This window comes from Undibacterium sp. KW1 (genome assembly GCF_009937955.1).
Taxonomy (GTDB): domain Bacteria; phylum Pseudomonadota; class Gammaproteobacteria; order Burkholderiales; family Burkholderiaceae_D; genus Undibacterium.
Window position 1 is genome coordinate 2,558,441 of the sequence record NZ_AP018439.1, and the last position, 13,688, is coordinate 2,572,128.

Sequence of the window (13,688 nt, forward strand, 5' to 3'; positions counted from 1 at the left end):
CCGTAGACGCAACATCTCTCAAAAAGGAGAGTTTTTTCTTCTATTGCAACAGCCTCTAATTCTGCCAATATGTTATATGTGCTTCAAAGTTACGTAACCGTCGATGCCTATTCTCAATCGTTGGGGGCAAAGTCTTGGTAATTGATCTCTTCTTTTTGGAGTCAATGACATTTTCTGTCGTCAATTAACATGACGATCTTCCCACTTGGTTGACTTCTCCTCCCCATATTCTTCCATTGGGCCTTAAATGATTTTTGGTATACATAAACAGGGAACCACAAGCCTTCTGTGTGCTCCTTGATTCCGCTGTCCACTCCTGGAATCAGGTGTTCAATTTGGCAGCCTAATTCAATTTTTGATTCAGGTAGAACCTCTTCGGCAGTGTTGTTGAGGAAGACCACCATATTTTCATCATCTACTGCAATAATTGGGAATGGCACATATTGCAACACCTCACGAACAATGCTTAAGCTCATTTCATTTATTGTGATCTGCCTTTGTTTTTGCCTGACAATCTCAGATAACCGACGATTGGCGGCAATCAGTTCCTGATTCTTTGTCTTTATTTGCAGATTAAGAGACTGATTTTCATCAGCCATTTCTTTGTACTGAAAAGCTTCTGCAATATGGGCGCGTATTAATTCGTCATCCCAAGGCTTCGTTAAAAATTTGTAGATGGCACCCTCATTAATGGCATCCGTGATGTATTGCAATTCGGTATATCCAGATAAAACCATGCGGATAGTATTGGGATAGAGTTCTTTCGCATTACGCAAAAACTCGACACCGGTCATCGAGGGCATGCGCTGATCAGAGATAATAACGTCGACAGCAATATTTTTCAGAATTTCTAGTCCTTCGCTTCCGCTTCCCGCCGTCAGTATTTGATATCCATCACGGCGTAAAAGTCGCTTCAACGAGCTCAGTATATTTGGCTCATCGTCGACAAGCAGTAAGGTGCGATCTGGCCTTGCAATGCGCAATAAATGTTTCTCCAGTGCGGGACAATTGTTCAGTAAGGCTGTCATCTGCGTAAAGGAGAGAGGTGGAGAAAAAAAGTAGCCTTGTATCTGGTCGCACATATTTTCACTCAGAAACTTACATTGGGCCTCGGTCTCAACGCCTTCCGCTATTACTTTTAATCCCATACTATGCGCCATTGCGATAATGGCTTTGGAAATTGAAATGTCGTCAGAGTTATCTGGCAAATCGCGAACGAAGGATTGATCTATCTTTACAAAGTCAAATGGAAAATGTTTCAGATAGCTGAGTGCCGAATATCCTGTGCCAAAGTCATCGAGTGAAAGTCTATAACCTTGCTGTTTAAAATTATCTAGTAGCTGTTTCATGCCAGAGTCGTGATCAATCAGTATTCCTTCTGTAATCTCGATCGAAATTTGTTCAGGTCTTACCTGCATGGTTTGTAAAATAGAGGACATTCGACCAATAAAGTCAGGGTCCTGCAACTGTATAGGGGAGATATTGATTGCTACGCATGGTGTAACGAGATTGGCTTCGGACCAGCTAATAATGTCCAGACATGCTTGTCTAATTACCCAGTCACCCAGTTGAATGATAAGTTCATTCTTTTCCGCCACAGGGATGAATAAGGAAGGAGAAACTGCACCCCATTTGGCATGATTCCAGCGAAGTAACGCTTCCATTCCTACAAGTAAGCCGGTTTGCAAATCAGCCTTTGGCTGATAGTGCAGTTGTAATTGATTCGTGTTGATAGCTAATTGCAGTTCGTTCGCGATATCAATCTGGTTGACTGTTGCCGTATCCATTTGATTTGATCTCACTCTGTGCTTACGCTGCCTTATAGCACTGCGTCAGGCATTGAAGCGGTTAATGCGCCATATTATTTTCCTGACGCAAAGGGAGCCACACCGTGAAGCATGTGCCTTTTCCTGGAACACTATTGACATCAATCTTACCCCCATGTTTTTTTATGATTCCGTATGAGAGTGAAAGGCCCAAGCCTGTACCACTTCCTATTGGCTTGGTAGTAAAAAATGGTTCAAATATGCGATTAAGATTTTCGGGTGATATACCGCTTCCAGTATCGAGTACTTTGATCCATATCAGGTCTTTTTCGCAACCTGTACTGACCTTGATAATCCCTTTCTCTTTAATCGCATGAGAGGCGTTAACCAGTAAATTCATAATGACCTGATTGACCTGTGAAATGATGCACTTTACAGGTGGTAATTGTCCATACTCTTTGACGACATTCGCTTTATATTTGATTTCGTTCTTGACTATATTCAAGGTACTGTCTATGCCATGATGAATGTCTGCCTCCTGCCAATCTGTTTCGCCAACGTGGGAGAAATCTTTTAATGACTGAACAATATCCTTGACACGCTTGAGTCCATCCATCGATTCTTGTACAAGATCTTGTATATCGTCTTTTAAAAAATCAAGATCAGCCCTTTCTCTGATTTCGTTCATCTTGCAGTGTGCCTGGCTCTCGCTTAAAGATTGGGGAATTAAGTCTTCATACCCACCAATAACTTCAAGCAATTTCTCTACGTAGTTATGCAGGCTCCCAATATTCGAATTGATAAATCCTATAGGGTTATTGATCTCGTGTGCTATTCCAGCCGCGAGCTGGCCAACGGAGGCCATTTTTTCTGATTGCAACAATTGCTCGTGCGCTTCTTGCAATTTTTTGATGAGTAATTGTTGCTCTTGCCCTTTTTTGAACAAGGTTTCTTCCATCTCTTTGCGTTTTGTGATGTCGGTTAAAGATCCGATCACTTCCACCGGATTGCCATCCTCATCGCGAATTAACCTGAGCATGTCATGCATCCAAACATATTGTCCAGCACGACTCATGAAACGGTATTCGTAAACGCGCTCACCTTCAGTAAATAGTTTTGCAATACTTGAGAAGATTTGGGGTACATCTGCTGGATGAATGTGATTGAACCAGAAATTTGGATCGGCTAGCATTTCTTCAGGGTGATAGCCGAGAACATTGAGTGCGTTGTTACTGACGAAAGTCATTTTAAAATCTCCAGTAGGGACACTACTGTAGATAATGGCAGGCGTGTTATCGATCAAATATTGCAATCTGGCAACATCAGAAACACCTTTGACTGTCTCGGGAACCTTGTCGCTCGCCTCGGCTGACGGCGAAGCGCTGAATTCATCAAATTGATTGATCATGATTACCACACCTGAAGAATGTTAATGGAATCAATTTCTATTGCCCTACGTCTAAATAGTAGAACAATCGTTTGATAAATGCGAAGTTTGGAGTTGCGTATGTTGCACTGAAAAAAGTAATTGTGCGTTCTAAAAAACAATGTTTATCAGAGTGGTATAAAACGCCATAATGGCGATAAGTCCTAGCGGTCAAGAAAATATTCAATAAAATCAAACGCTTATAAGTTTATTTTTTCGTCTCGAATTCCAGGTTCCAGATTTGTAGAAGCCTGTGTCGAATTTTCCGTGTGGAAATAAATTTTGTTAACAATCATTAAGGCTACACAAAAACGCTGAAAAATTATGCTTTTGCACGGTTTGGGTGCGTTTGTGCACTTAAAAATGAAGTTTCCCGCGCATTTCTAATGAGCGGAAATTGTTTGCGCACTTAAATATTATGATCGGTCACCATATGCGCCCATCGAAAATGTCGAATCAAGAATGAATCACTGCTATTTCCAATGAATGAGTGAGTTGCTTATGCTTCTGCGCGAATATCAGTCGAGATCTAACGTCGTGGCTAAAATGCAATCTTGCTTGCATAGTTTCAGTTGTCGATACTAGGTATTTGGGTGAGGGATAGTCCCAATTTTGCTATTCCTACATTGCGTCTGAGTATTGCATTTATGTCCTTTCTGGACGGAATTCTGAATGAAATGTTTCAAATTTTTTTGGTCTAAATTTACTAAATATCTTTGAACAACTCAATGGCCTATCAGCCAATAACTAGTGTAATTCGTTGGTTGGCACGTTATCTGCTAACAGTGGTGAGAAACTTGCTTTATTTGTTCCATGACCTCACCACTATCAGGAGAAAACATGTCACGTCGTACTGTTTTGAAAGCAACTGCTGTCGCCGCAATGACCCTGGCCGCTTCTGGCTGGCTTACACAGGCGCAAGCCGCCGATACTATCAAGGTCGGCATTCTGCATTCCCTGTCTGGCACTATGGCAATCTCGGAGACATCTCTCAAAGATGTGGCCCTGATGACGATAGATGAAATCAATGCCAAGGGCGGTGTCATGGGTAAAAAGCTGGAAGCGGTGATCGTTGATCCAGCCTCCAACTGGCCGCTGTTTGCTGAGAAGGCCCGCCAACTGATATCGCAAGACAAAGTATCCGTCGTGTTTGGTTGCTGGACTTCGGTATCACGTAAATCCGTCCTGCCCGTTTTCAAGGAACTCAATAGCCTGCTGTTTTACCCGGTGCAGTATGAAGGTGAAGAGCTTGAGAAAAACGTTTTTTACACAGGTGCCGCACCTAACCAGCAAGCTATTCCTGCGACTGAATACCTGATGTCGAAAGAGGGAGGCGGTGCCAAGCGTTTTGTCTTGCTGGGTACTGACTATGTGTATCCACGCACCACCAACAAAATCCTGCGCGCCTTCTTGCATAGTAAGGGAGTCAAGGATACTGACATCGATGAAGTGTATACCCCATTCGGCCACTCTGATTACCAGACCATCGTTGCCAATATCAAGAAATTTGCTGCGGGTGGTAAGACAGCAGTTATCTCCACCATCAATGGTGACTCCAATGTCCCATTCTATAAAGAACTCGGTAACGCTGGCCTGAAGGCTACGGATGTACCTGTCGTCGCATTCTCTGTCGGTGAAGAAGAATTGCGCGGTGTAGATACCAAGCCATTGGTGGGGCATCTGGCCGCCTGGAATTACTTCCAGTCTGTAAAAAATCCGGTGAATACCGAATTCATCAAAAAATGGAAAGACTATGCAGTCGCCAAAAAACTGCCTAATGCAGCAACAGTGGTGACCAATGATCCTATGGAAGCGACTTATGTAGGCATGTATATGTGGAAGCAGGCTGTTGAAAAAGCCAAATCTACAGATACCGACAAAGTCATTGCTGCCATGGGCGGGCAGACTTTCAAGGCACCTTCCGGTTTTGAATTGACGATGGATAAAACCAATCATCACCTGCACAAGCCAGTCATGATAGGTGAGATCAAGGCTGATGGTCAGTTCAGCGTCGTCTATAAAACCAAGACACCTATCCGTGCGCAACCATGGAGCCCTTACATTCCGGGTAATGAAGGTAAACAAAAACTGTAATTCAAGGACTGATATTTAAAGAGTGATGCAGACACTCAGGACTTCTATCACGACGTCCTGAGTGCTGCTCCGGATTTCCCATCCCTGACCTGGTTGCCTATGATATTTCGTAAAATCTGCGCGAGCATAGTCTTGTTCGTGTTCAGTCTGACAGCGCATGCGGCTATCGATGGCAGGCTCTTGCAGGCGCTGGCAGGTGATGATCCTGACGCGCGTATTACTGCTGTCAATTCCATCGCGGCCATGGGCAATGAAGAGGCTGTGGAAGTATTGACTGCGCTCAAAAATGAGCAATTGTTTGCCAGGGGCGTAGCTGTTTACCTGGTCGATGGTGAACAGGCAAAAGACCTTAGCACAGGGAAAATGCAAAAGCTGCCGGATGATGCCGAGGCAATCACCATCAATAACCGACTGCGTGCTGCGCTCGACAGCGCGCTGTCAGGCCTGAGATTATTTTCAGCAGACAAAAATACCCGCCTTGTCGCTGCAACTGCGCTGGAAAAAGAAGCAACGCCAGAACAATTGCCCTTGCTGAACAAAGCCTATCTGAAAGAAAACGATAGCGAAATCAAATCCCGTCTGCAAATGCTGATTGCCACCGCTAATTTGCAGGCCAGTGATCCGGTAGTGCGCAAGGCTGCCATCAAGGCATTGCTGGATAGCCCCAATCCCAATTTAAAACCTGTGCTGCAAAAAATGCTGGCACAAAATCCCGATGGTAGTTACAACGAAGCCGACGCCAGCATACGCCTCGAGGCTGCCAATACCCTGAATGCTATCGATGGCCGCCTGGCGCGCATGGAATTTGTCGGCAATCTGTTTTATGGCGTCTCGCTGGGTAGTGTGCTATTGCTGGCTGCTCTGGGTCTGGCAATCACCTTTGGCCTGATGGGCATCATCAATATGGCGCATGGCGAATTGCTGATGATAGGCGCTTACACTACCTATGTCTGCCAGATGTTGTTCCGCAAATTCATGCCTGGCGCTGTAGATGCTTATTTGTTGCTGGCTCTGCCCGCGGCTTTCCTGGTTTCTGCCGCCGTTGGTATTTTGCTGGAAAGAACGGTCATACGCTGGTTATATGGCCGCCCGTTGGAAACTTTGTTATGCACCTGGGGTATCAGCCTGATACTGATGCAGGCGGTGCGTTCGATTTTTGGCGCGCAAAATGTCGAAGTTGCCAATCCTTCGTGGATGTCGGGCGGTATCACGGTGCTGGGTTCATTGGTGCTGTCCTATAACCGCATCATCATTATTTTCTTTGCGCTGTTTGTCGTGCTGGTAGTCTGGCTGATCCTGAACAGGACACGCCTGGGTCTGTTCGTGCGTGCCGTGACACAGAATCGCCGCATGGCTGATTGCGTAGGTGTCGCAACCGGCAAGATAGACATGCTGACTTTTGGTCTTGGTTCGGGCATTGCAGGTCTGGGTGGTGTGGCCTTGTCGCAGTTAGGTAATGTTGGCCCTGACCTGGGACAAAACTATATCGTCGATTCCTTCATGGTCGTGGTGTTGGGCGGGGTAGGGCAGTTGGCTGGCACTGTGATTGCGGCTTTTGGCCTGGGCGAAGTGAATAAATTCCTGGAGCCGGTGGCTGGTGCTGTCATGGCCAAGATCGTCATCCTGGTATTTATCATCATTTTCATACAACGCAGACCGCAAGGCTTGTTTGCGCTCAAAGGCAGGAGTGTGGAATGAGTGCGACTATGACTACAACTACAGCGTTTGCAACTGCAAAGGGGCTGTTTTCCAAGCCTGCATGGACAGGCATATTGGTGTGTGCTGTGATCGCAGTATTGCTGCCTATCCTTAACCTGAGTTTCCCCGCTGGCCATGCCCTGCATATTTCCAGCTACACGATAGCCCTGGTTGGCAAGTTCATGTGCTATGCCCTGGCTGCGCTGGCACTTGATCTGGTATGGGGTTATACCGGGATTTTGTCTCTGGGGCATGGCGTATTTTTTGCGCTGGGCGCCTATGCACATGGCATGTATCTGATGCGTGCGATTGGCCGTGATGGTGTCTATCAAAGCAATCTGCCAGACTTCATGGTTTTCCTGGATTGGAAAACCTATCCCTGGTACTGGGCCATGACCGACAGCTTTTGGTATTGCATGGCGCTGGTGATACTGGTGCCTGGTGTGCTGGCCTTTATTTTTGGTTTTTTTGCTTTTCGCTCACGCATCAAGGGTGTGTATTTCTCCATCATCACCCAGGCGATGACATTTGCCTTCATGCTGCTGTTCTTCCGTAATAACACCGGCTTTGGCGGTAATAATGGCTTTACTGACTTCAAGCGTATTCTGGGTTTTACCATCACTGCTCCTGGTACCAAGGCCGCGCTGTACCTTATCACCTTGGTGATTTTGCTGTCGGCTTTGTTCCTGTGCCGCTGGATAGTCACTTCCAAGTTGGGGCGCGTGCTGCAAGCTGTGCGTGATTCAGAATCGCGACTGATGTTCATCGGCTACAACCCCTTGTGGTTCAAGCTGTTTGTCTGGACCTTGTCCGCCATAATTTGCGGTATTGCCGGTGCCCTGTATGTGCCACAGGTGGGCATCATCAACCCCTCTGAAATGTCGCCAGCCAATTCCATAGAAATGGTGATCTGGGCCGCAGTTGGCGGGCGCGGTACTTTGCTCGGGCCTATTATTGGTGCCTTTACCGTGAATGGCCTGAAGAGCTGGTTCACTGCCGCTTTCCCGGATTTGTGGCTGTATGCCCTGGGTTTGCTGTTCATACTGGTGACCTTGTTCATGCAACAGGGTGTCCTGGGTCTGGTGAGTAAATTCAAAAAACAGCGGGAGCCAGCATGACCTCTTACATGATGAGTGGCGTCTTGCGACCAGGGCAGCAATACGAGAGTGCTACTGGTGACCAGGGTGTGTCTTATGGCCGTATCAAACAGGAAGGAGTGGATACCACCCACGGCGCTATCCTTTATCTGGAAGACATCGTCGTTTCCTTTGACGGTTTCAAGGCCATTAATAATCTGAACCTGGATATATCGGTGGGGGAACTACGTTGCATTATCGGCCCCAATGGCGCGGGTAAAACTACGATGATGGATGTGATCACCGGTAAAACCCGACCCACATCCGGCACCGCATTCTTCGGGCAGACCATGGACCTGACGCGCATGAGCGAAGTCGATATCGCCTATGCTGGCATAGGCCGCAAGTTCCAACGCCCGACAGTGTTTGAGCAGCACAGCGTATTTGAGAATCTTGAACTGGCCATGAAAATGGACAAGCGCGTCAAGACCACCCTGTTTGCCCGCTTGAACAGTGAACAAAAAGACAAGATAGCCGCCATCCTGCAATTGATACGCCTGAATGGGCAAGAACAAAGGCAGGCTGGCTTGTTATCGCATGGCCAAAAGCAGTGGCTGGAGATAGGCATGCTGCTGATACAGGAACCGCAATTGATTTTGCTCGATGAGCCAGTGGCTGGCATGTCAGATGCAGAGACTGCACGCACTGCTGAATTACTCAATGAACTGCGTGGCAAACATTCCATCATGGTGGTCGAACACGATATGGGTTTCGTCACTGAAATTGCGCAGCAGGGCAAAGTCACGGTATTGCATGAGGGATCTGTACTTGCCGAAGGCACAATGGCGCAGGTGCAAGCCGATGAACGCGTGATTGAAGTCTATCTGGGACGTTAATGAAAGCCAAGCATGCTTGAAGTCAAACAACTACATCAGCATTATGGATCCAGCCACACCTTGCGTGGTATTTCACTGTCACTCAAAAAAGGCGAGTGTATGGCTTTGCTGGGCCGTAATGGCGTCGGCAAGACCAGCTTGCTGAAATGCCTGATGGGTGTTTTGCCAGTTACCGAAGGTACGGTCAGCTTTGAGGGCCGCGACATCAACAAACTCTCGCCGCATGACAGAGCCAGGGCAGGGATCGCTTATGTGCCACAAGGGCGTGAGATTTTTGCCCGTCTTACCGTAGAAGAAAACCTGCTCATGGGCATGGCCAGCCTGCCTGCACGCAAGGCTGGCAAAATCAAGGATGAGGTATATCAGCTTTTTCCGGTATTGAAAGAAATGCTGCACAGGCGTGGCGGTGATTTATCTGGCGGCCAGCAGCAACAGCTCGCCATTGCCCGCGCCTTGCTGGCAGAACCCAAGCTCATCATCCTCGATGAACCTACTGAAGGCATACAACCGTCCATTATCAAGGATATAGGCCGCGTCATCCGCCTGCTGCGTGAGCGAGGCGACATAGGCATCTTGCTATGCGAGCAGTATTTCGATTTCGCCCGTGAACTGGCAGATCATTTTGTCGTGCTGTCGCGCGGTGAAGTGGTGGCCTATGGCGGCCAAGAATTGATGGATGGGGATGACGTCAAGCGGCATCTGGCGGTATAGTGCAGTCTTTACCTATCGCTAGCTGAATATGGATGTCTGCAGTCCGGCATTACCCCCAAGCGCTACAAAATCACACTGGCAAGCCAGCCTGCAACTGGGCTTTAGCAAGGATGGCGATGTCACGCGCCTGACGGAACGTAAGCACAATGGCCCCCTGCGTGTACAAAAGCCTTTGTATCCTGAAGGGGATGAGGTTTGCCATGCCATCATCATTCATCCCCCAGGTGGAGTAGTCGGTGGCGACCAGTTAAAGATAGATGTGAAGCTGGCGGCTGACACGCATGCACTGGTGACGACACCAGGTGCGGCGAAATGGTATCGCAGTAATGGATATGTATCAGCACAACATATCAATCTCAAACTCGATGCAGGTGCCAGGCTGGAATGGCTGCCGCAAGAAACCATTTTTTTTGACGATGCTTGTGTCGATTTGCACCAGACCATACACCTTGCCGCAGATGCTAGATTGATTGCGGCTGATATTTTTTGCTTTGGCCGCACTGCCTCTAGCGAAACCTATAACAGTGGCCGGATCAAACAGCATTGCAGCATCTATCGTGAAGATAAGATGATCTGGCATGAACAGGGCAGTTTGCAAGGTGGCAGCCCTGCCATGCAAAGTCCGCTGGGTTTGAATGGCAAATCAGTGTCGGCGATGGTGCTGGCTTCAGGTGCCATGCTGTCTGGCGATCAATTGCAGGCATTGCGTGAACAAACATCGGCCTTTTTGTCTGACCGTGAAGCGGACGCCTTGCGTGGCGTCACGCAAATGAAGTCTGTCATTGTCGCGCGCTACCTGGGCAACTCCAGTGAAGTTGCCCGGCTTTGGATGCAGTTGGTGTGGCAGCATTTACGCCCTGTCGTGATTGGGCGTGATGCCAAAATTCCGCGCATCTGGAACACCTGATTCGTAACCTGCGTTACGTTTGATGCAGCCCAGGCCTGCCAGGCTGGAACGAACAGCCACATCCAGAGGTGTACGTGGTTCTTCACCCAAAAAGTCTACCAAAGCCTGGTTCGACATTTTGACTTCAGTGCGCCACAGGTAACGCATTTCCAACATTTCCTTCAAAGTTTGCTTGAAAGGTGACAGCAGAGTGAACACAGGCCATGGGAACCAGCTAGCCTTCAATGCAGGCTGTGCAGTCACGCGACCAATTGAGGCAACCATTTGCTTACCATCATGATCCCAATGGCCTTCCATATGGAAGCGGGCAAAATTACCCAGTTCATTTTCACGTTCCAGCAGACGCACCATGGTTTCTGCTACATCCGGTAAGTAAGCCCATTGATGGCCAACGCCAGCACTGCCAGGGTAACGCACTACACTCACTGGCTGGCCTGGTGTTACCAGCCCTTGTGAAAACCAGTTGTTGGCTGCCTTGGGACCAAAGAAATCACCAGCCCTGACGATGAGAGATTTGACGCCTTTGCTGGCAGCCAGACGCAGACGGTGTTCCATCTCTACCCGGATTTTACCTTTCTTGGTGATAGGGAACTGTGACGCATTTTCTGCAATCAGCGGGAAGGCATCCGGACCAAAATTATATACAGTACCTGGCAGCAGTATGCGTGCGCCGCTGGCCTGGGCTGCTGCGACCGTGTTGTCTATCATGGGCAGCACGAGTTTTTCCCAGTCACGATAGCCAGGCGGGTTGACAGCGTGGACGATGACAGACTTTCCTGCTGCAGCTTGCACCACGTCATCCTGCACCATGACATCACCTTTCATCCAGATATGGGCTGCTGTTTTATCTTTCACCTGATCAGGATTGCGATGCAAGGTAGTGACCTGCCAGCCGCGTTGCATCAGCAAGCGTGCCACTTCACCACCTACGCCGCCAGTTGCGCCCAATACCAGGGCTTGCTTATTGATTTGTGCATTTACTTTATTGCTGAATGTTTGCTGATTCATTTTGTTATTCCTTAATGTTTGGTTGATGTAGCCATTGTGTATCTTTGCCAGGCTATATACAATTCTCTAAAACTGCATAGGTGATATACATTTCTGTATGGATGACAAAAATATTCACTGGGACTACTACCGCACTGCGCTGGCAGTGCTGGAAGAAGGTTCGTTATCAGGCGCTGCCCGTGCGCTGGGTTTGACGCAGCCGACAGTAGGGCGGCATATCGAGGCACTGGAACAGGCCTTGGGTACGAGTCTGTTTGTCCGCAATCAGTCCGGCCTGTCGCCTACCATTGCCGCGCTGGCTATGAAACCTTATGCAGAAAGCTTGCGGGCCACCGAAAGCGCCTTGTTGCGCAGTGTCTCTGCGGAAGCAAATGAGGTAAGGGGTAAAGTGCGCATTACCGCATCAGAAGTCATGGGGGTAGAGATATTGCCGGGTATGCTGGCAGGTTTGCGGCAAAATTGTCCGGAGTTGAGCATCGAACTACAAATATCCAACCACACCCAGGATTTGCTTAAACGCGATGCGGACATTGCCATTCGCATGACTGAGCCTTTGCAAGATGCATTGATCGCGCGCCGCACGGGCAATGTAACGCTAGGATTCTTCGCACATGTCGATTATCTGTCACGCCACGGCGTACCATCCGACATGTCGGCGTTGAAACAGCATAGCGTGATCGGCTTTGACCGCGAATTTCCCTATATCAGGGCTTTGCAAAAACGTTACCCGCAGTTGCAAGGTGCTGACTTTGCCTTAGGTGCCGATAGTGATCTGGTGCAGTTTGCTGCCATACGTAAAGGCTATGGAATAGGAATTTGTCAGGTCGGGCTCGCTCAGCAGCATTCCTATCTGCAGCGTGTATTGGCTGATGAACTCCAAATCGATTTGCCTGTCTGGGTAGTCATGCATGAAGACTTGCGGTCCAGCCAGCGATACCGGACTACCTTTGATCATTTGGTTAAAGAACTACAAGCCTTGCTACAACAGGTGTGAAGTGCTCAAGTTTTGATCAACAAGTGTGGGTGTACGGTGGATAATTCCTGCCAAGCATCAAAACCGCCCGCAAAAGGCCGGACATCTTTAAACCCCAATTGCCTGAGGGTGTGAGCTGCATGCACGGCACCAGCATCGCCAGGACAGGCACATATCGTGATGATCATTTCATGCTGCGGCCAATGTTGGGCCGCATTGCCAACTTGCTTCACCTCGCTGACCATGGCATGGGGTATGGTACCTGTTTCTGCAATCAGTGCCGGGCTGCGCAAGTCGATAATATGGGGCAGGGCGCTGGTCCTCAGTGTGTCTGACATCTCAGTTGCACTGAAATGAGGAATGGACGCGAGCTTTTCAAAGCGTTTCTTTTGCCAGAATTTCCAGGCCAGCCAGCTCAATACCAGGGCAATGAAGATAGCCGCAATACGTATACCCTGCGCCGACAAAAACACCAGGCCTGCTTCAATTTGCGCCTGCAAGGCAAAGCCCGCCAACAGGGCCAGTCCAGCCCATAAAGCAGCACCTGCGGCAGAAGCCAACATAAAAGAAGTACGTGGCATACCCAAAGCACCAGCTACCGGCGGTGCCACGGTAGAAAAGCCGGGGATGAATTTACCCACGACCAGCGACCATACGCCCCAGCGCAGGAAACGTGCTTCGGTCTGGTTCACGCAAGACCCAGGGTTAATCGACATCTTGCATAAAAACTTCAGTACGCTATAGCCAAATTTCTTGCCTGCCTGATACCAGATCAGGTCGGCAATCAGCGAAGCGGCTACTGCTGCCATCAACAAAACAAGCAATTGCCCGGACTGTGTGGCCTGGCTGGCATTGAACATCATGGTCGGTACTGCTGGCACAGGCAAGCCCAGTTGCTGCAACAGGACATTGACAAACACCATCAAACTATCGTTTTGGCGAAAAAAATCTGCCAGCCAGCCTTGTTGCATATGTAATTCCGTTAGTAATCATGAGTAATCATGCAGTGAACAGGCATGGAACGGTAAAAGTAAAATCCGTATATGTTTATGCCTGATTTAACCCCTATTGTAGGGCATTGCAAGGCTTTGCATATCATACGTGTGAAGCCTGTTGCAAACTGAGCAGTTACT

The 13,688-nt window shown here is 48.4% G+C and carries 11 protein-coding genes; 7 read left to right on the forward strand and 4 right to left on the reverse strand.

All coding sequences use genetic code 11. The features are described from left to right. Positions 1 to 161 precede the first annotated feature (161 nt). Together UNDKW_RS11540 and UNDKW_RS11545 are read right to left on the reverse strand one after the other, a co-directional pair. Positions 162 to 1,787, reverse strand: a complete 1,626-nt coding sequence (locus tag UNDKW_RS11540; protein ID WP_162058800.1) for an EAL domain-containing protein — start codon at positions 1,785 to 1,787, stop codon at positions 162 to 164. Positions 1,788 to 1,848: 61 nt separating this feature from the next. Then, the gene (locus UNDKW_RS11545) at positions 1,849 to 3,174 is read right to left on the reverse strand and encodes an ATP-binding protein (protein ID WP_162058801.1); all 1,326 of its coding nucleotides are present in this window, start codon (positions 3,172 to 3,174) and stop codon (positions 1,849 to 1,851) included. 858 nt (positions 3,175 to 4,032) lie between these two features. On the opposite strand from UNDKW_RS11545, the gene urtA reads away from it, so the two are divergent. From urtA to UNDKW_RS11575, 6 genes are all read left to right on the forward strand, one after another. Next, positions 4,033 to 5,286, forward strand: a complete 1,254-nt coding sequence (gene urtA / locus UNDKW_RS11550) for an urea ABC transporter substrate-binding protein (RefSeq protein WP_162058802.1) — start codon at positions 4,033 to 4,035, stop codon at positions 5,284 to 5,286. 99 nt (positions 5,287 to 5,385) lie between these two features. After that, a complete protein-coding gene (gene urtB, locus UNDKW_RS11555; RefSeq protein WP_162058803.1) occupies positions 5,386 to 6,984 on the forward strand; it encodes an urea ABC transporter permease subunit UrtB in 1,599 nt (532 codons plus the stop codon). Between the two features lie 8 nt (positions 6,985 to 6,992). Further along, complete coding sequence (gene urtC, locus UNDKW_RS11560) at positions 6,993 to 8,102, forward strand: urea ABC transporter permease subunit UrtC (protein ID WP_162058804.1); 1,110 nt, start codon at positions 6,993 to 6,995, stop codon at positions 8,100 to 8,102. 11 nt (positions 8,103 to 8,113) lie between these two features. Continuing rightward, the gene (urtD, locus tag UNDKW_RS11565) at positions 8,114 to 8,956 is read left to right on the forward strand and encodes an urea ABC transporter ATP-binding protein UrtD (RefSeq protein WP_162061898.1); all 843 of its coding nucleotides are present in this window, start codon (positions 8,114 to 8,116) and stop codon (positions 8,954 to 8,956) included. Positions 8,957 to 8,968: 12 nt separating this feature from the next. After that, entirely contained in the window at positions 8,969 to 9,667 is a 699-nt protein-coding gene (gene urtE / locus UNDKW_RS11570) for an urea ABC transporter ATP-binding subunit UrtE (protein ID WP_162058805.1), read from the forward strand. 28 nt (positions 9,668 to 9,695) lie between these two features. Further along, a complete protein-coding gene (locus UNDKW_RS11575; protein ID WP_162058806.1) occupies positions 9,696 to 10,574 on the forward strand; it encodes an urease accessory protein UreD in 879 nt (292 codons plus the stop codon). Here UNDKW_RS11575 and UNDKW_RS11580 read toward each other — a convergent pair. Beyond that, a complete protein-coding gene (locus tag UNDKW_RS11580) occupies positions 10,518 to 11,582 on the reverse strand; it encodes an NAD(P)H-binding protein (protein WP_162058807.1) in 1,065 nt (354 codons plus the stop codon). The two genes, UNDKW_RS11575 and UNDKW_RS11580, sit on opposite strands and share 57 nt — an antisense overlap. Positions 11,583 to 11,679: 97 nt before the next feature. Between UNDKW_RS11580 and UNDKW_RS11585 the strand changes: the two genes are divergently transcribed. Next, positions 11,680 to 12,576, forward strand: a complete 897-nt coding sequence (locus UNDKW_RS11585) for a LysR family transcriptional regulator (protein ID WP_162058808.1) — start codon at positions 11,680 to 11,682, stop codon at positions 12,574 to 12,576. A gap of 5 nt (positions 12,577 to 12,581) precedes the next feature. Here the strand turns inward: UNDKW_RS11585 and UNDKW_RS11590 are convergent, their stop codons facing one another. After that, positions 12,582 to 13,526: a VTT domain-containing protein gene (locus tag UNDKW_RS11590; protein ID WP_162058809.1), complete on the reverse strand. Its 945-nt coding sequence runs from the start codon at positions 13,524 to 13,526 to the stop codon at positions 12,582 to 12,584. Positions 13,527 to 13,688 lie beyond the last annotated feature (162 nt).